Below are 18,918 nucleotides of genomic sequence, written 5' to 3'. Positions count from 1 at the left end.
GTACGTGTACGTGTACGGGGATCAGCGGGCGGCGGTGCGGCGCAGCACCTCGGCCGCGCCACCGCCGGTGCGGAGGGCGAACGGGGCGTACTCCGCCGCCGTGTCGCCGAGGCGCTGCGGCCGCGACTCCGAGCTGGGCTGACGGCCGCCCCGGCCCTCACCCAGCACCTGCCAGCCGCCGCGGGTGAGCGTGATGTACGCGCCGCAGCGCAGGCCGTGCAGGGTGCACGCGTCCCGGAGCCCCCACATCCAGGCACCGTCCTCCTCGGTCCACTGCTCGTCACCGTCGCGGCAGTAGAGCAGGACCGCGGTGCGCACGGGGGTACGCCGCCGCAAGTCGTGCGGGAGGACCCGGCGCAGCCTGGACAGCAGGGCGTTGCGGTAGTCCCAGCCGTCCGCCGAGGCCGACCGCTGCACGAAGGAGGCGCTCGCCACGAGCCGTTCCTCCGGGCCGAGGACGGCGATCACCGCGGTGGACGGGACCGGGCCGTGCCGGGAGTGCAGCCCGCTGACGACCTCCCGCGGATTGCGCAGGAGCGGGATGCCCGCAGCCGTCCACTCGGACGGCTCCAGCCGTCTTCCGTGGCGGGCGGAGCCACCGGCGGCGGTGATCAGGGACGTGGTCGAGGCCGGGGCGAATCCGAAGGTCACGGTCCTCCCTTCGGGTTACGCGCCCGCGGACGGGCAGGGCTGGAGTGCGGGCGCGCCGCGGCCACGGCCCCGGAAGGTGCCGACGAGCCGAACGGGAGCACTCCGATTCTCGCGTGGCGCCCGAGGATGCGGCAACGAGCAATTGAGGCCGCCGACCGGAATTCGCCGGTATGCCGTTCATATCCTTGCCCCGTTGCCAGGGAACTGACGCATGAGGCTACGGCTGGAGTGCCAGCACCAGCGGGAACACACCCTTCGCGCCTTCCCGCCGCAGCAGCCGTGCGGCCACGGCGAGGGTCCATCCGCTTTCCGCGCGGTCGTCCACGAGCAGCACGGGCCCGGCTGCTTCGGCCAGCGTCGCGGCCAGGGCCGGGGGCACGGTCAAGGCCTGGTGGAGTCCCCGGACGCGCTGGGCGCTGTTCGAGGAGGGCAGGCCGAACTCCGGGACCTGGTCCGTGTACGCGAGGGTTCCGAGGAGGGGCATCCGACCGACCTCCGCGATCCGGGCGGCCAGGGAGGCGACCAACCGGGGGCGGCTGCGCGAGGGCAGGGCGACCACGCCCACCGGGCGGGCGGGAGCGTCGGCCGCGCCCGAGGCCCAACCGCCGGGACCGCGGGCCCAGTCGGCGAGGACGGCCACGACGGCCTGCGCGACGTCATCCGGAACCGACTGGTCCGGCGTGTTCGGGGCCAGCATCGGGCGCAGCCGGTTGCCCCAGCCGATGTCGGACAGCCGGCCCAGCGCCCGGCCCGTGGAGGCCTGTTCCCCGGCGGGGATGCGGCCCTTGAGGTCCACACCGACCGCGGCGAGCCCGGTCGGCCACATCTTGCGCGGCTCCAGTTCCACTCCGGGGCGGCCGAGTTCGCCGCGGGCGGTGTCCAGGGCAGTGGTGGACACGTCCCCCGTGAACCGGGCCCCGGCGCAGTTGTCGCAGCGGCCGCAGGGCTCGGCTTCCTCGTCGTCGAGCTGACGGCGCAGGAACTCCATGCGGCATCCGTCCGTGGCCGCGTAGTCCCGCATGGCCTGCTGTTCGGCGGCCCGCTGGCGGGCCACCCAGGCGTACCGCTCCGCGTCGTACACCCACGGCTCGCCCGTCGAGGTCCACCCGCCCTTCACCCGGTGTACAGCCCCGTCGACATCGAGCACCTTGAGCATGGTCTCCAGGCGGGTCCGGCGCAGGTCCACCAGCGGTTCCAGGGCGGGCAGGGACAGCGCGCGGCCCGCCTGCGCGAGGACGTCCAGGGTGCGGCGCACCTGCTCCTCCGGCGGGAAGGCCACCGAGGCGAAGTACTGCCAGATCGCCTCGTCCTCCCGGCCCGGGAGCAGCAGCACCTCGGCGTGCTCCACACCGCGCCCGGCGCGGCCGACCTGCTGGTAGTAGGCGATCGGAGAGGAGGGGGAGCCCAGGTGCACCACGAAGCCCAGGTCGGGCTTGTCGAAGCCCATCCCCAGGGCGGAAGTGGCCACCAGGGCCTTGACGCGGTTGGCCTGCAGGTCGTTCTCCGCCTGCTCACGGTCGGCGTTCTCGGTCTTGCCGGTGTACGAGGAGACCGTGTGGCCCCGGTGGCGCAGGTATGCGGTGACCTCCTCGGCCGCCGCCACGGTCAGCGTGTAGATGATCCCGGAGCCGGGCAGCTCCGCAAGGTGGTCGGCCAGCCACGCGAGCCGGTGCGCGGCGTCGGGCAGGGTCAGCACGGCCAGGCTCAGGCTCTCGCGGTCCAGCGGGCCGCGGAGCACCAGCGCGTCCGTGCCGGCTCCGGTGCCCAGCTGTTCGGCGACGTCGGCGGTGACGCGGGCATTGGCCGTGGCGGTCGTGGCCAGCACCGGGACGCCCGGCGGGAGGTCGGCGAGCATCGTGCGCAGCCGCCGGTAGTCGGGGCGGAAGTCGTGCCCCCAGTCGGAGATGCAGTGGGCCTCGTCCACCACGAGCAGGCCCGTCGCGGCGGACAGCTTCGGCAGCACCTGGTCGCGGAAGTCCGGGTTGTTGAGCCGCTCCGGGCTGACCAGCAGGACGTCGACCTCGCCCGCGGCGACCTCGGCCTGGATGCCTTCCCACTCCTCGGGATTGGCCGAATTGATGGTGCGGGCACGGATCCCGGCCCGGGCGGCCGCCTCGACCTGGTTGCGCATCAGGGCGAGGAGCGGGGAGACGATCACCGTGGGGCCGGCGCCGCTCGCCCGCAGCAGAGAGGTGGCGACGAAGTACACGGCGGACTTGCCCCAGCCGGTGCGCTGCACCACGAGTGCCCGCCGCTTGTGGGCGACGAGGGCCTCGATCGCCCGCCACTGGTCCTCGCGCAGCCGCGCGGTGCCCGTGGGATCGCCCACGAGACGGGCCAGGACGGAGTCGGCAGCGGACCTCAGGTCTGGGTTCATGCCCCCATGCAACCCGATGCCTGTGACATCGCGCCAATGCCGCTCGGGGGCTGTGGATGTTGAACCGTCAACACTTATCCACAGGGCTTTTCGGATCCGCTCGGGCACGGGACCTTCGGGACATGACGAACAACCACGAATCGCGCACCCCTGCCGGCCGTTCCGGCACCGCCGGCACCGGCGCCACAGGTCCCGCCACCGGCCCGCAGATCACCTTGCGCAGCCCGGCGGAGCTGGCCGACGCCCTGCCCTACATGCTCGGGTTCCACCCGACCGACTCCCTCGTCATGGTCGCCGTCCACGGCGAGGGCGGCCGGTTCGGAGGCCGCCTCCGCGTCGGCATTCCCACCGGGTCCGCCGAATGGGACGACACCGCCCGCCAGGTCGCCCACACCCTCGTCCGCGGCAGCGAACGGCGTGCGGGCCGACCTGACGGCATCGTCGTCTTCCTGTGCCAGGACCCCCGCGGGGACGAGAGCGGTCAGCGCGTGATGACCCGGCTGCGGCCGTTCGCCCAGCGGATCAGGCTGGCCTGCGGCGAGCTCGACGTGCCCGTCCTGGAGGCCCTGTGCCTTTCGGGGGGCCGCTACTGGTCCTACAGCTGCCCCGACGCCCGCTGCTGCCCTGCCGAGGGCCGTCCACTGGCCGCGGTCGGCACCTCGGTCATGGCGGCCACCGCCACCTTCGCCGGCCTGCAGGTCCGGGGCTCCCTCCGGGAGATCGAAGGGCGGCTCGCGCCGCTGTCAGGCGCCGCGGCAGGGGAGATGGAGACCGCTCTGGACCTGGCGGCCGCCGCCCTCGTCCCGAAGATCCTCGACGGCGGCGCCACCCGGGAGGAGGTCGGCGCACAGACCCTCGCCCTGGCCCGTGAACTGATGCAGCGCATCCTCCTCGCACCACCCGTCGAGGGCGGCCCCTGCGCCCTCGACGGCCGGGACGACAGGCTGCTCGGCCACGACGAGGCCGCCGCAGTGATCATGGGACTCCAGGACCGGGAGATCCGGGACGTCGCAGCCGAATGGATGGAGCACGACGAAGCCGCACCCGCCCTGCGGCTGTGGCGGGCGCTGGCCCGCCGCTGCGTCGGGGCCTACGGGGAGCACGCGGCCGCCCCCCTCACCCTCGCAGGATGGGTCTCCTGGTCCACCGGGGACGAGCCGACCGCGCGGATCGCCTTCGGCATGGCGCTACGGGCAGACGCCGACTACCGCTTCGCCCAACTCCTCCACCACGCCTGCAACGAGGGCATCGACCCCGAGGGGCTGCGCGAGTGCCTGCGCGAGGAGCGCCGGCGCCGGGAACCCCGGAAGGCACGCAGGGCCCCGACCACTCGCCCGCCGGGCCGTCCCGGTCGCCCGGGGAGCCGCCGCGCGGCCCGGCGCTCCGCGGGGAGCGGTCAGTGAGCCGCCGCGCACTCCCGGCTCCGTACACCCGCCGGGTGCGCCCCCGCGGGCTCCTGCGCCGCCTGCTCCGCCTCGGGCCCTCCTGGCCGCGGCCCGTGACCCGGGCGGGGGTGGGGGCGTTCAGCTGGGGGGTGGTGGGGGCCCGGCCGCGCCGCCGCCCGCCCGAACCGACCGGAGCGCAGACAAGGCGACCCATGTCCCACCCCGCACCCTTCCGCCCGCCCGGCGTGCCCGCCGCCCGGCGGCCCGAGCTGCCGCCCGTGCACGGCACCCTCATCTGCCTCGCCGCGCCCTGCCTGGTGATCTCGCCGGACCACGGCCAACTGACCGGGCGCGGGATGGACGGGGTATACCGCTCGGGCCGCCGGCTCCTCTCCCGGTGCATGCTGCGCATCGCCGGCCGTGACCCGGTCGCGGTCCAGGGCCGCAGCCTCGGATCCGACCGGGCCGCCTTCACCGCCACCGTCCGCACCGGAGCCGATCCCGGCCCCGACCCCGACGTCCGGGTGGAGCGCGTCCGGCACGCCGACGGCACCGAACGGATCACGTTGCGCAGCTTCGCCGCCCGCCCACTGCGGCTCCCGGTCGAGGTCGCGCTCGGCACCGACCTGGCCGAACTGGCCGAAGTGGCCGCCGGGCGGGCCGGACCCGAGCTGCCCGCCGCCGTGCATGCCGCCGGGCTGCGCTGGAGCACGGCGCAGGGTCAGGCCGTCACGGTGGCGGAACCGGCCCCGGACGACGCGCTCGCCTCCGCCGGGTTGCTGCGCTGGCAGTTCGAGCTGGCTCCGGGGGAGGCCCGCACCATCGAGCTGCGGACCACCCGGGACCGGACCGCGCGGGCCCCGGCCGGGCAGGTGGCCAACCCGCTGGCCGACGCCCGCGCCGAGGCCGACGACCCCAGGGTCGAGGCATGGTTGCGGACCAGCGTCGAGGACCTCGGTGCGCTGCTGCTGCGGGACTCCGGCGACCCGGCCGACGGCTACGCGGCGGCGGGGGCGCCGTGGCGGCTGGGCCTGGCGCCGGCGGAGTCGCTGTGGGCAGCCAGGATGGCCCTCGCGCTGGGAACCGGCCTGGCCGCGGCCACCCTGCGCGTGCTGGCCCGGACCCAGCGCGAGGGGCACGGACCCGACGCCGGGATGATCCCCGGCCCGCTGCGGGGAGCCGGTGCGCAGCTCCCGCCGGGGTGCACCGGTACCGAGGCCACGCTCGCCTTTCCCGCGGTCCTCGCCGAAGCTCGGCTCTGGGGGCTTCCCGAGGACGAGGTGGCCCGGCTGCTGCCGGCCGCCGAGCGGTGCCTGCGCTGGCTGCGCGGGGCCCTGGGGGCCGACGGCTTCCTCGCCGACCCGGATCCGGGGCCACGGCGGTGCGAGACCCAGGCCCACGCGCACCGGGCCGCCCTGCTGGGAGCCGACCTGCTGGCGGCGTGCGGCCTCGAAGGCGCAGCGGAGTGGCGGGAGCGCGCGGCCGAACTGCGCGAGCGGTTCCGGGCCGGGTTCTGGATCGACGGCCCCGACGGCGGGCGGCCGGCATCCGCCCTGCACCCCGACGGCCGCCCGCTGCCGCGGCTGACGGGGGCCGCCGTGCACCTCCTGGACACGGGACTGATCGGCGGCGGCCGGCTGGCTCCGGGGCTGCTGGACAAGGCCCGCACCGAGCAGCTCGCCCGCCTGCTCGGGGCCCCCGCCATGGACTCCGGATGGGGGCTGCGGAGCATGGCGGTCCGGGAACCGGGCCACAACCCGTTCGGCCACCGCTCCGGTGCGGTGCGCCCGTACGAGTGCGCCGTCGCGGTGGCCTCCCTGGCCCACGGCGGATTCGAGAAGGAGGCCGCGGGCCTGGTCCGCGGACTGCTCGACGCGGCCGAGAGCTTCGGCTTCCGGCTGCCGGAGATGTTCGCGGCCGAGCAGCGCACCGCGGGAAGCGCCCCGCTCCCGCACCCGGCGGCCTGCCGGCCGGCAGCGGTGGCTGCGGCGGCCGGGATCCATGCCCTGACCGCACTCGCCGGCATCCGGCCCGACGCCCCCGCCGCAACCGTCGCCCTCGTACCCCTGCCCGGGGCGCCGCTCGGGGCACTGCGCCTGTCCGGCCTGCGGGTTGCCGGGCAGCCGTTCGCCGTCCGGATCAGCAGGCTCGGCCTCGCCATGGTGGAGGAGGCAGCCGATGCGCTCCAGCTGGGGGGCTAGCCTGCGCCTCCGGGCCTCCAAGGTCACGAAAGCGCTGTTTATCGTCAGGCAGACGACTATGATCGCCGCATGTCGCCCTACGACCCGTCGGCTTATCCGCCCTTCGCCGTCACCGTCGACCTGGTCGTGCTCACCGTCAGGCGCCATGCGCTCTGTGCGCTGGTCGTCCGGCGGGGCGAGCAGCCGTTCCAGGGACGCTGGGCGCTGCCCGGCGGCTTCGTCCGCGAGGACGAGGACCTGGCGGGCGCCGCCGCCCGCGAACTCTCCGAGGAGACGGGGCTGTGCGCGCACGACCCCGCCGTCCCCGGCGGGGGCACCGGTGCACACCTCGAACAGCTGGCCACCTACGGCGATCCGAAGCGGGATCCGCGGATGCGTGTCGTCAGCGTGGCGCACCTGGTGCTCGCTCCGGACCTGCCCGCGCCCCGGGCGGGCGGGGACGCCAACAGCGCGCGCTGGGCGCCCGTCGACGAGCTCCTCGCCGCCGACGGGGCCGCAAACGCAGCGGGACTCGCCTTCGACCACGAACGGATCCTCGCCGACGGCGTGGAGCGGGCCCGGTCGAAGATCGAGTACTCCTCCCTGGCCACCGCGTTCTGCCCGTCCGAGTTCACCGTCGGCGAGCTGCGCCGGGTGTACGAGGCCGTCTGGGGCGTGGCGCTCGACCCCCGTAACTTCCACCGCAAGGTCACCGGAACCCCCGGGTTCCTCGTGCCGGCCGGGGGGACGACGACCCGTCAGGGCGGTCGGCCGGCCCAGCTGTTCCGTGCGGGCGGGGCCACCCTTCTCAACCCGCCGATGCTGCGGCCGGAGGTCTGACCCGGCTGACGAGTCCCCGCCGGCGTGGCGGTGGCCGCCTCGCACGAGGGCATTGCGTCCGCAGCACTCGCCGAGAGCGGGAATTCGGTCCATTCGGGCAATGCGGGCATTTCAGCGGGTCGGTTGCGCCGAAAATCGGACATATCGCGTTACCTTGCTGGGGTTACTCACCCTGCCGCAGAGCGGTCTCACCCCCCGCGAGAGAAGCGATGCTCCAGGCCATCGGACTCACCAGCACAGATCGCCGCGGCGCCCAGCGCCGCGTCGACGACCTCACCTTCGAAGCCCGTCCGGGCAGTGTGACCGCGCTGCTCGGCGAGCCGGGATCTGGCAAGACCACCGCCCTGCGGCTCATGCTCGAACTCGAACCGGGCCGTGGTGTCACCTACTTCCGCGGCCGCCCCCTGCACCGGATCCCGCACCCCGGCCGGGAGGTCGGCGTACTGCTCGGCGATGTGCCCGGCAACCCGTCGCGGACCGTCCGCAACCAGCTGCGGATGCTCTGCGCCGCCGCCGGGGTGCCGGCCTCGCGGGCCGACGCCATGCTGGAGGTCGTCGGCATCGCCGGCCTGCGGGACCAGCGGCTCGGTTCGCTCTCGCTGGGCATGGAGCGCCGGGTGGGACTGGCCGCTGCCCTCCTCGCCGACCCCTGCACCCTGCTCCTGGACGAGCCCGCCGCCGGACTCTCCCCCCGGGAGAGCGGCTGGCTGCACACCTTGCTGCGCGGCCACGCCGCGCTCGGCGGGGCGGTGCTCTTCACCACCGCCGACGCCAAGGAGGCCGCCCGCACCGCCGACCGCGTCGTCAGCATCGAGTCGGGCCGGCTCCTCGCCGACCAGGACGCGGCCGAGTTCGCCCGGACCCGGTTGCGGCCGCGGGTCGCCGTGCGCACCCCGCACGCTGCCCGGCTGGCCGACGTACTGGGACGGGAGGCGCGCGCAGCCCGGCGCACCGTCGAGATCGTCGCGGAGAGCGGCAGCCGGCTCTCCGTCTACGGGAGCAACTGCGCCGAGGTCGGCGAAGCGGCGTTCCGGCACGGGGTGCTGGTCCACCGGCTCGCCGACGAGACCGGGGACGCCGGTGCGCCCGCCGTCCCGCAGGCCCGCGCCGGCACCGCCCCCGCCTCCGTCCCGGCCCCCGCCCCCGCCGCCGTCCCGGGCTCCGCCTCCGCTTCCGTCCCGGGCTCCGGCGGAACCTCCGGCGAGGCTCGCAGGGCGGCCTTCGGCGACAGCCCGGGCGGGCGGCCGGACCCGCTCGACGGCTCCCGGCGGCCCGCATCGGCGGTGCGCCGGGTCGGCGGTCCGCTGCGTCCGCTGCGCTACGAACTGCTGCGGGTCTTCGGCACCGCCACCCCGGTGCTGACCGCGGCCCTGGTCCTCGCCGTCTCCGCCGTCACCGCCCTGGTGCTGGCCCGGGCCGGCCAGACCCCGCAGAACCGCCTGCTCGCCGCCTGGCCCGAACTGCTGCCGCTGCCGCCGGCCGCACTCGGGGCCGGACTGCTCGGCGCCCTGGCCTTCGGCGAGGAGTACCGCTACCCGGCGCTCGCCGCCGACCGCGGTACCGTGCCGCGCCGGATGGGGCTGCTCGCCGCCAAGCTCGGGGTCTGCGCCCTGCTCGCCCTGGCGCTCGGCGCGGCGACCGTGACCGCGGACGCAGCCGCCCTGGCGCTGGTCTTCGACAGTGGGCCTCCGCACACCCCCGCGGAGTGGCTGGCCCCGGCCGTGAGCTGGGCGGGACTGCTGGTGGGCTGTGCCTGGGCGGGCGTCCTCGCCTCCGGCGTGTTCCGGTCCGCCACCGCAGGGCTGGCCGCGGTGCTCGCCGTACCGGTGATGGTGGTGCCGCTGGTGCGCAAGGCACTGGACGGGCCGGCGGCGTACCCCTCCACCGGGCTCGCGTCCCGGCTGCGCGGTCTGGCCTGGGCGCAGTGGCCCCCGGAGGCGGACCGCATCGTCCTCGGCGCCCTGCGCGTGATGGCCCAACCCGTGGGCACCGCGCTGGTGTTGTCGTTGATGGTCCTGTTGTGCGCCTATGGGTTCACCGGACTGCGCAGCCGGGTCCGATGGTGATCGTTGTGATGCAGGACCGGGCCCTGCCGGGACCGTTGGAGTCCACCTCGCGAGAAGCAGACCGCAAGTTCCCGTAAAAGGCCCGGTTCTTTACCATAAGTCGTCAATTGCGTAGGTGGCACCGATCACCCTTTCGTGTGCTTTTCACCAAAGACCTCAAGGGTCATGGAGGCACGGCCGACAAAGGATTCGTGAGTACCCTTGCGCACACCATGATGACCGCCGCCCGCCACGCCGACTCCGGCCTCGCCGGCCCGGGCGAACTCGACCGCTACCCCTACGCGGAGACCCCCGGGGCCGACCGGGGCGCAGCGCCCCACTGGGACGGCGCCGACGTGGAGTTGAGCCGGGTCGGCCGCCGCGCCGCCGGCAGCCGCGGGCGCGGGCTGCACGGCCAACTCGTCCAGCAGCTCGGCCAGATGATCGTTTCCGGCGACCTCGGTGCGGACCGCCCGCTGGTGCCCGAGGAGATCGGCCAGCGCTTCGAGGTCTCCCGCACGGTGGTCCGCGAATCTCTGCGGGTCCTGGAGGCCAAGGGCCTCGTCAGCGCCCGCCCGAACGTCGGTACCCGGGTCCGGCCCGTGGCCGATTGGAACCTGCTCGACCCCGACATCATCGAATGGCGCGCCTTCGGCCCGCAGCGCGACGACCAGCGCCGCGAACTGGGCGAGCTGCGCTGGACGATCGAACCCCTCGCCGCCCGGCTCGCCGCCGGCCACGGCCGCCCGGACGTCCAGCAGCGCCTCGCCGACATGGTCGAGATCATGGGCCACGCCCTGGGCCAGGGCGACGCGATCACCTTCGCCCGCGCCGACCACGAATTCCACGCGCTGCTGATCCAGCTCGCCGGCAACCGCATGCTGGAGCACCTCTCCGGCATCGTCTCCGCCGCCCTGCAGGTCTCAGGCAGCCCGATCACCGCGTGCGACCGCCCGAGCGAGGCCTCCGTCGCGCACCACGCGCGGATGGTCGAAGCCCTGGCCGCCGGCGACGCGCTCAGCGCGGAGAACGCCATGCGCCAGCTGCTGACGGTGCATCCGGAGGTCGAGCGCGTGGTGCCCGCCCCGCGCGAGCACTGACGGGCGGACGCGCGGGGGTGCACGACATGTCGCCGGGCCCGGTCGGGTCCGGCGACACCGCTGTGCGCAGCCGGACGGGCCCCGTACGGCCCATCCGCTCCGCCCCCGAACCCGCGGCCCCTGCCCTGCCCGCCCCTGCCCCCGCGCCGCAGCGCCGTCCCGGAGTCCTGGAGTCCCGCGGGACAGGGCCGCGGACCGTGGGGCCCTTGGCGTGCCCGGCCGCAGCCGGGCCGTGCCGGGCAGCGCCCGAACCGCCCGTATGGCCCTATGCCAGGCGTTGGGGGATACGGGGTGTGACTCGGGCCACGAAGATTGGGCGTAACGCTCCGCGAGGTCACGCGATGACCTAAGAGGTGATGGCCGACGGAGGGAAGACAGCAGCCCTTGCGGGTGCTGTACAGCTCCCCGGCCCCTGCCCGCGCCCCCGGCCCATCCCCAGTCGGTGGTCGTCGGCTCCGGTCCAGCACCACCAGGCCCGGGGTCGGAAGCCGTTTCCATCGTTCCGAGAGGTTGTTCGTGTCGGCCAGCACATCCCGTACGCTCCCGCCGGAGATCGCCGATTCCGAGTCTGTGATGGCGCTCATCGAGCGGGGCAAGGCCGAGGGGCAGATCGCCGGCGATGACGTGCGTCGGGCCTTCGAGGCTGACCAGATTCCTGCGACCCAGTGGAAGAATGTTCTGCGCAGCCTCAACCAGATCCTCGAGGAAGAGGGTGTGACGCTGATGGTCAGTGCCGCTGAGTCGCCCAAGCGCACCACCCGCAAGAGCGTCGCAGCCAAGAGCCCCGCCAAGCGGACGGCCACGAAGACCGTCACGGCGAAGACGACGGCAGCGCAGGCCGCCTCCACCCCGCCCCCCGTCGCGGTCCCGGCGGACGCGGAGATCGCGGAAGCCCTCGCGGACGAGACCGGAACCGAGCCCGCGGCCAAGAAGACGGCAGCCAGGAAGACGGCGGCGAAGAAAGCCGCCCCCGCCCGCAAGACCGCGGCCAAGAAGACGGCGGCCAAGAAGACCGCCGCCAAGAAGGACTCCGACGAGGGCGACGAAGAGGCCCGCGACGAAGGACCCGAGGCGGCGAAGGGCGAGGCCGACGAGGAGGAGGAAGGCGGGGAGAACAAGGGTTTCGTCATCTCCGACGACGAGGACGACGCCCCCGCCCAGCAGGTCGTGGTGGCCGGCGCCACCGCCGACCCCGTCAAGGACTACCTGAAGCAGATCGGCAAGGTCCCCCTCCTCAACGCCGAGCAGGAAGTCGAGCTCGCCAAGCGCATCGAGGCCGGCCTGTTCGCCGAGGACAAGCTGGCGAACTCCGACAAGCTCGCGCCCAAGCTCAAGCGCGAACTGGAGATCATCGCCGAGGACGGCCGCCGCGCCAAGAACCACCTCCTGGAGGCCAACCTCCGCCTCGTGGTGTCCCTGGCCAAGCGCTACACGGGCCGCGGCATGCTCTTCCTGGACCTGATCCAGGAGGGCAACCTGGGCCTGATCCGCGCGGTCGAGAAGTTCGACTACACCAAGGGCTACAAGTTCTCCACCTACGCCACGTGGTGGATCCGCCAGGCGATCACCCGCGCCATGGCCGACCAGGCCCGCACCATCCGCATCCCGGTGCACATGGTCGAGGTCATCAACAAGCTGGCGCGCGTCCAGCGCCAGATGCTCCAGGACCTGGGCCGCGAGCCCACCCCGGAGGAGCTGGCCAAGGAACTCGACATGACCCCCGAGAAGGTCATCGAGGTCCAGAAGTACGGTCGCGAGCCGATCTCCCTGCACACCCCGCTCGGCGAGGACGGCGACAGCGAGTTCGGCGACCTCATCGAGGACTCCGAGGCCGTCGTCCCGGCCGACGCCGTGAGCTTCACGCTCCTCCAGGAGCAGCTGCACTCGGTGCTGGACACGCTCAGTGAGCGCGAGGCGGGCGTCGTGTCGATGCGCTTCGGCCTCACGGACGGCCAGCCGAAGACCCTCGACGAGATCGGCAAGGTCTACGGCGTGACGCGTGAGCGGATCCGCCAGATCGAGTCCAAGACGATGTCGAAGCTCCGGCACCCGTCGCGGTCCCAGGTCCTGCGCGACTACCTGGACTGACCGGCGCGGAGCGGTGCGCCGGCGGCCGCGCGGGTGCGCTCGGCCGCCGGGCGTCCCACTCTGAGTGGAGTCATGCACACTCGGAGTCAGGAGGCCTCATGCGTCGTCCCTTTGCCCGTGTCCTGGCAGGCGCGCTGACCCTGGTGGCAGGAGCGGCCGTGGCGCCGCTGGCCCAGGTACCGCGGGCGGCCGCGGACAGCGTCGTGATCGGCGGGAAGCCGGTGAAGGTGGCGGACAGCCCGTGGGTGGTGGCCCTGGCCAGCCGTGACCGGTTCGGGGGTACGCGGGGCGGTCAGTTCTGCGGGGGCGTGGTCGTGGCTCCCACCACCGTGCTCACCGCGGCGCACTGCCTGGCGCCCCAGGTGCTCGGCGGCCCGGTCGAGTCCGTCGCCGACTTCCGCGTCATCGCGGGGCGCACGGAGCTGGGCGGAGCCGACGGCCGGGAGATCGCCGTCCGCTCGGCCCGGGTGAACCCGGCCTACGACGTACGCAGCAACGCCGGGGACCTTGCCGTACTGGAACTGGACGAAGCCGTGCCTGCGCACCACGTCCTGCCCATGGCCCCCGCGGGCCATCCTGCCTACGCGGCGGGCACGGAGGCCGCCGTCTACGGCTGGGGGGACACGAGCGGCTTCGGTGACTACGCGTATGCCCTGCGTGCCGCCCGCGTGACGGTCCTCGACGACGGGGTGTGCGCCCGCGCCTACCCCGGTGACGCGGACGGCCAGTACCGGGCCGAGTCGATGGTGTGCGCAGGGGACGGACAGGGGGGCAAGGACGCCTGCCAAGGGGACAGCGGGGGTCCGCTCGTCGCCCAGGGGCGGCTCATCGGCCTGGTGTCCTGGGGCCGCGGCTGCGGCCGGGCCGACAGCCCGGGGGTGTACACGCGCATCGCACCGCTCATCGGCTTCGCCACGGCCCCGGAGACGGCCTCGCAGGCCTCTGGGGTCCGGGAGGGCGCGGCAGGGCCCGACAGGGGCTCCATGACCGGCGGGCGGCCCGCAGAGGGGCCGTACCGGCGCTAGCCGACCCCCGCCGGGGGTCCGGCCGGGCCGGGGCATGAGGACGGGCGGCCCCCCGGGTCTCAGGGGTGCCGCCCGTCGACCGGCCTGGCCGGTCCTGGCTCGTCGGATGCGAGGTGCAGGCCTTGTGTCAGCGGTCCTCGGGTTCGGCGGCAATCGCAGCCGGAGCGGACGTGAGCCGCTCGGTCTCATCCTGTATTTCCGCGGCGATCTTCTTGAGTTCCGGCTCGAACTTACGCCCGTGGTGGGCGCAGAAGAGCAGTTCACCGCCGCTCAGCAGGACGACGCGCAGATATGCCTGGGCGCCGCAACGGTCGCATCGGTCAGCGGCCGTCAGCGGGGTCGCGGGTGTCAGAACAGTAGTCACGTCGCCTCTTCTCTAGCTCGACGAGCTGTCGTACCAGGGTCAACATCCAACCAGGCCGAAAACGTTCCCGCTCGCGGCTTTTCCTCGAAACTTCCTTCCGAAGCTGGCCGGCTGTTGCCGGTTGGCGGCGAAGGAGCCGTAATGCGTTGCTTTACGGTTTCGCGTTGCAGTCGTTCGCTTGTCGCAGTTCCATCCTCCCCCGGCTGGCTGCCAGGTTGTTCATGAGGACGTGCCCGAACACTAAATGGTTCATGCCTGGAAGGGAACGTGATGTTTGCTTCACTCCCACGGATGATCGAACACCCGTACGGATCTGCACTACGCTGGGGAACCGCGAGGGTGGCGTTGCATCGGCTCTACCAGGCCTCGGTACCCTTCGACCGGCACCCGAGCCACCCCTGAGCCCGACAGGGCCAGAAAAGAAATTCAGCGAGGAGCGAACTGCGTGACCGCCGACACGTCCGTGCCTTCCAGCGCGCTGCTGTCCGGAGCAGACCGGGACGGTTCCAACTACACCGCGCGGCACCTGCTCGTCCTCGAGGGCCTCGAGGCCGTGCGCAAGCGCCCCGGCATGTATATCGGCTCCACCGACAGCCGGGGCCTGATGCACTGCCTCTGGGAGATCATCGACAATTCGGTCGACGAGGCCCTGGGCGGCTACTGCGACCACATCGAGGTGATCCTCCACGAGGACTCCTCCGTGGAGGTCCGGGACAACGGCCGCGGCATCCCCGTCGACGTCGAGCCCAAGACCGGCCTGTCCGGTGTCGAGGTCGTCATGACCAAGCTGCACGCGGGCGGCAAGTTCGGCGGCGGCTCCTACGCCGCCTCCGGCGGTCTGCACGGCGTCGGCGCCTCCGTCGTCAACGCCCTCTCCGCCCGCCTGGACGTCGAGGTCGACCGCAACAGCTCGACGCACGCCATCAGCTTCCGCCGCGGCGTCCCCGGCATGTTCACCGAGCAGGGCCCCGAGAGCCCCTTCGACCCCGCCAACGGCCTCCGCAAGGTCAAGCGCGTGGCCAAGGGCCGCACCGGCACCAGGATCCGCTACTGGGCCGACCGCCAGATCTTCCTCAAGGACGCCCGGCTCGGACTGGAGACCCTCTACCAGCGGGCCCGCCAGACCGCCTTCCTGGTCCCCGGCCTGACCCTGGTCGTCCGCGACGAGCGGGGCATCGACGGCGCCGGCAAGACCGAGGAGACCTTCCGCTACGACGGGGGCATCAGCGAGTTCTGCGAGTACCTCACGCAGGACAAGGCCGTCTGCGACGTGCAGCGCCTGACCGGCACGGGCACCTTCAAGGAGACGGTCCCGGTCCTCGACGACCGCGGCCACATGACGCCCACCGAGGTCACCCGCGAGCTCGGCGTGGACATCGCCCTGCGCTGGGGCACGGGGTACGAGACCAACGTCAAGTCCTTCGTGAACATCATCGCCACCCCCAAGGGCGGAACCCACGTCTCCGGCTTCGAGCGGTCCGTGGCCAAGACCGTGAACGAGGTGCTGCGCTCCGCCAAGCTGCTGCGCGTCGCCGAGGACGACGTGGTCAAGGACGACGCGATGGAGGGCATGACGGCTGTCGTCACCGTCCGCCTCGCCGAGCCGCAGTTCGAGGGCCAGACCAAGGAGGTGCTCGGCACCTCGGCAGCCACCCGCGTCGTCTCCGCCGTGGTCGCCCGGGAGCTCAAGGCCTTCCTGACCTCGACCAAGAGGGACGACAAGCAGCAGGCCCGCGCCGTGATGGAGAAGATCGTCGCGGCGGCCCGCACTCGCATCGCGGCCCGCCAGCACAAGGAGGCGCAGCGCCGCAAGACCGCGCTGGAGTCATCCTCGCTGCCCGCCAAGCTGGCGGACTGCCGCAGCGACGACGTGGACCGCAGCGAGCTCTTCATCGTCGAGGGGGACTCCGCCCTCGGCACCGCAAAGCTCGCCCGCAACTCCGAGTTCCAGGCGCTCCTGCCGATCCGGGGCAAGATCCTCAACGTCCAGAAGTCCTCGGTCTCGGACATGCTCAAGAACACCGAGTGCGGGGCGATCATCCAGGTCATAGGAGCCGGCTCGGGCCGGACCTTCGACATCGACGCGGCCCGCTACGGGAAGATCGTCCTGCTGGTCGACGCCGATGTGGACGGCGCGCACATCCGCTGCCTGCTGCTCACCCTCTTCCAGCGGTACATGCGGCCGATGGTCGAGGCGGGCCGGGTCTTCGCGGCCGTGCCGCCGCTGCACCGGATCGAGCTGGTCCAGCCGAAGAAGGGCCAGGACAAGTACGTCTACACGTACTCGGACAACGAACTGCGCCAGACCCTGCTCGAGTACCAGCGCAAGAACATCCGCTACAAGGACTCCATCCAGCGCTACAAGGGCCTCGGCGAGATGGACGCGGACCAGCTGGCGGAGACCACCATGGACCCGCGCTTCCGGACGCTGCGCCGGATCAACATCGGCGACCTCGACTCGGCCGAGTCCGTCTTCGACCTGCTCATGGGCAACGAGGTGGCCCCGCGCAAGGAGTTCATCACCAGCTCCGCGGCGACCCTTGACCGCTCGCGGATCGACGCCTGACACCGCTCGCGCATCGACGCCTGACCGCGTCGGCCGGGGCTGCTCCGCCCCGGCCGACGACGGGAACGCCGGCGCCACGGGCCGGGAGGACGGCACAGCGGTGCCGTTCCCTCCATCACCTGAAGGAGTGAAGAGCGCCGGGACACCAGTCCGGAAAGGCCCCATTCCGCACATCCTTGTGAGCACGCGGCCAATGCGGCGGCGGACAAGGAGAGTTCGGTGGACAAGCACGAAGGTCCCGATGCCGGAACGATCCGGCTGAGCGACCCCTGGTACGACGCGCTCGCCGTCGGCTGGGGTGAAGGGGAGGAGGCCTCCCCGCCGCGCCCGGACCCCGGCGGCCCGCCCGCGCCCGGCGCATCCGACATCTACCTGGAAGTGCAGCGCAGCGCCGCCTTCCAGGAGGTCCGCAGCCGCTACCGCCGGTTCGTCGTCCCGGCGACCGCCGGTTTCCTGCTCTGGTACGTGGCCTACGTGGTCGCCGCCACCGCGGCGCCGGGCCTGATGGCACGGCCCGTGGTGGGCGCGGTCAACGTGGCCCTGGTGGCGGGGCTCGGGCAGTTCCTCACCACCTTCCTGCTGACCTGGGCCTACGCCCGGCACGCGCGGCTGCGCCGCGACCGCGCGGCCCTGGACCTGCGCTGGACCGTCTTCGAGCAGGAGCGGGACCAGGAGCGGAACCGGTCCGTCAGGGGGGCCGGCCGGTGACCACCGAGCACCAGAGCCTCGCGCTCATCCTCTTCAGCCTGTTCATCGCCGTCACCCTCGGCATCACGACCTGGGTCAGCCGCAACCGGCACGGCTCGGCCGAGGAGTTCTACGCGGGCGGGCGGCTCTTCTCCCCCCTGGAGAACGGTTTCGCCATCGCGGGCGACTACATGTCGGCCGCCTCCTTCCTCGGGATCTCCGGCCTGATCGCCCTCTTCGGCTACGACGGCCTGCTCTACTCGGTGGGCTTCCTCGTCGCCTGGCTGGTCGTGCTGTTCCTGGTCGCCGAACTGGTCCGCAACTGCGGGCGCTTCACGCTCGCCGACGTGGTCGCCGCCCGGATGAGCGAGCGGCCGGTGCGGATTGCGGCCGGCGTCTCCTCCGTGGTCGTCTCCGTGCTGTACCTCGTCGCGCAGATGGTCGGGGCGGGCAGCCTGGTCGGGCTGCTGCTGGGCAACTCGGGCGCCGCGGCCAGGACGCTGACCGTCATCGGGGTGGGCGCGCTCATGGTGGTCTACGTGACCTTCGGCGGGATGCGGGCCACCACCTGGATCCAGATCGTCAAGGCCGTCCTGCTGATGGGCGGGGCGATCGCCCTGACCGTGCTCGTGCTGCTCCGCTTCCACGGCAACTTCAACCAGCTGCTCACCACGGCCGCCGAGCGCAGCGGGCACGGAATGCGGTTCCTGGGCCCCGGACTCAAGTACGGCGGGGACTGGACCGCCCGCTTCGACTTCATGAGCCTCGGCCTCGCGCTGGTCCTCGGCACCGCCGGGCTGCCGCACATCCTCTCGCGCTTCTACACCGTCCCGACGGCGCGGGCCGCCCGGCGCTCCGTGGTCTGGGCGATCGGCCTCATCGGCGGCTTCTACCTGATGACCATCGTGCTGGGCTTCGGTGCGGCGGCCCTGCTGGGCCCCGACGAGGTGCGGTCCTCCAACGCCTCAGGGAACACGGCCGTGCCGCTGCTCGCGGCCCACCTCGGCGGGGGCGCAGGCTCGACCGGGGGCACGGTGCTGTTCGCCCTGGTGGCCGCCATCGCCTTCGCCACCATCCTCGCCGTGGTCGCCGGGATCACCCTGGCCTCCTCGGCCTCCGTCGCCCATGACCTGTACGCCTCGCTCAAACGGCGCCATGCCCGCCAGCGCAGCGAGGTGGCGGTGGCCCGGGCTGCCGCCGTGGGCATCGGGGCCGTCGCGATCGCCCTCGGGCTGTTCGCCCAGGACCTCAACGTCGCCTTCCTGGTGGGGCTGGCCTTCGCGGTGGCGGCGTCGGCGAACCTACCGGTGCTGCTGTACTCGCTGTTCTGGCGCGGCTTCACCACCCGCGGTGCGGTGTGGTCGGTGTACGGCGGGCTGATTCCCTCGCTGCTGCTCGTGGCGCTCTCACCGGTGGTGTCGGGCAGCCCGGACGCCTTCTTCCCGGGCGTCGACTTCCAGCTCTTCCCGCTCCAGAACCCCGGCCTGGTGTCGATTCCGCTGGGCTTCCTGGCGGGCTGGGCGGGCACGGTCACCTCCGGTGAGGAGCCGGACGAGGCGAAGCACGCGCAGACCGAGGTCCGGTCCCTGACGGGCGCGGGGGCGGTCTGA

13 protein-coding genes are annotated in these 18,918 nt (G+C 73.1%); 10 read left to right on the top strand and 3 right to left on the bottom strand.

Going from position 1 to position 18,918, the window contains the following annotated elements; translation table 11 throughout:
- Positions 1-21 precede the first annotated feature (21 nt).
- Positions 22-651 (bottom strand): hypothetical protein, encoded by a 630-nt coding sequence (locus tag ACLJTM_RS32825; protein WP_411107454.1) that lies wholly within the window; start codon positions 649-651, stop codon positions 22-24.
- 217 nt (positions 652-868) lie between these two features.
- A complete protein-coding gene (locus ACLJTM_RS32820) occupies positions 869-3,028 on the bottom strand; it encodes a RecQ family ATP-dependent DNA helicase (RefSeq protein ID WP_411107453.1) in 2,160 nt (719 codons plus the stop codon).
- A gap of 122 nt (positions 3,029-3,150) precedes the next feature.
- Here ACLJTM_RS32820 and ACLJTM_RS32815 point away from each other — a divergent pair, with 122 nt between their 5' ends.
- From ACLJTM_RS32815 to ACLJTM_RS32785, 7 genes are all read left to right on the top strand, one after another.
- A complete protein-coding gene (locus ACLJTM_RS32815; protein WP_411107452.1) occupies positions 3,151-4,431 on the top strand; it encodes a DUF4192 domain-containing protein in 1,281 nt (426 codons plus the stop codon).
- Between the two features lie 194 nt (positions 4,432-4,625).
- Positions 4,626-6,614 (top strand): glycogen debranching N-terminal domain-containing protein, encoded by a 1,989-nt coding sequence (locus ACLJTM_RS32810; RefSeq protein WP_411107451.1) that lies wholly within the window; start codon positions 4,626-4,628, stop codon positions 6,612-6,614.
- A gap of 69 nt (positions 6,615-6,683) precedes the next feature.
- Positions 6,684-7,433: an NUDIX hydrolase gene (locus ACLJTM_RS32805; RefSeq protein ID WP_411107450.1), complete on the top strand. Its 750-nt coding sequence runs from the start codon at positions 6,684-6,686 to the stop codon at positions 7,431-7,433.
- 209 nt (positions 7,434-7,642) lie between these two features.
- Positions 7,643-9,499, top strand: a complete 1,857-nt coding sequence (locus tag ACLJTM_RS32800; protein WP_411107449.1) for an ATP-binding cassette domain-containing protein — start codon at positions 7,643-7,645, stop codon at positions 9,497-9,499.
- Between the two features lie 191 nt (positions 9,500-9,690).
- Positions 9,691-10,578, top strand: a complete 888-nt coding sequence (locus tag ACLJTM_RS32795) for a FadR/GntR family transcriptional regulator (RefSeq protein ID WP_411107448.1) — start codon at positions 9,691-9,693, stop codon at positions 10,576-10,578.
- A gap of 516 nt (positions 10,579-11,094) precedes the next feature.
- Positions 11,095-12,666 (top strand): RNA polymerase sigma factor, encoded by a 1,572-nt coding sequence (locus ACLJTM_RS32790; protein WP_411107447.1) that lies wholly within the window; start codon positions 11,095-11,097, stop codon positions 12,664-12,666.
- Positions 12,667-12,764: 98 nt separating this feature from the next.
- The gene (locus ACLJTM_RS32785) at positions 12,765-13,691 is read left to right on the top strand and encodes a S1 family peptidase (protein WP_411107446.1); all 927 of its coding nucleotides are present in this window, start codon (positions 12,765-12,767) and stop codon (positions 13,689-13,691) included.
- A 127-nt stretch (positions 13,692-13,818) separates the two neighbouring features.
- Here the strand turns inward: ACLJTM_RS32785 and ACLJTM_RS32780 are convergent, their stop codons facing one another.
- The gene (locus ACLJTM_RS32780; protein ID WP_411107445.1) at positions 13,819-14,055 is read right to left on the bottom strand and encodes a hypothetical protein; all 237 of its coding nucleotides are present in this window, start codon (positions 14,053-14,055) and stop codon (positions 13,819-13,821) included.
- A gap of 445 nt (positions 14,056-14,500) precedes the next feature.
- Here ACLJTM_RS32780 and ACLJTM_RS32775 point away from each other — a divergent pair, with 445 nt between their 5' ends.
- From ACLJTM_RS32775 to ACLJTM_RS32765, 3 genes are all read left to right on the top strand, one after another.
- Positions 14,501-16,621, top strand: coding sequence for a type IIA DNA topoisomerase subunit B (locus ACLJTM_RS32775; protein WP_411107444.1), 2,121 nt, complete (start codon positions 14,501-14,503; stop codon positions 16,619-16,621).
- A 219-nt stretch (positions 16,622-16,840) separates the two neighbouring features.
- Entirely contained in the window at positions 16,841-17,329 is a 489-nt protein-coding gene (locus ACLJTM_RS32770) for a DUF485 domain-containing protein (RefSeq protein ID WP_411107443.1), read from the top strand.
- Entirely contained in the window at positions 17,326-18,918 is a 1,593-nt protein-coding gene (locus ACLJTM_RS32765) for a cation acetate symporter (protein ID WP_411107442.1), read from the top strand. The genes ACLJTM_RS32770 and ACLJTM_RS32765 overlap by 4 nt, the downstream gene beginning before the upstream one ends.

The organism is Streptomyces sp. cmx-4-9 (genome assembly GCF_046548835.1).
In the GTDB taxonomy this organism is placed as follows: Bacteria; Actinomycetota; Actinomycetes; order Streptomycetales; family Streptomycetaceae; genus Streptomyces.
The sequence above is the reverse complement of the archived record's forward strand: the minus strand, read 5'-3'. Positions and strand labels throughout refer to the sequence as shown.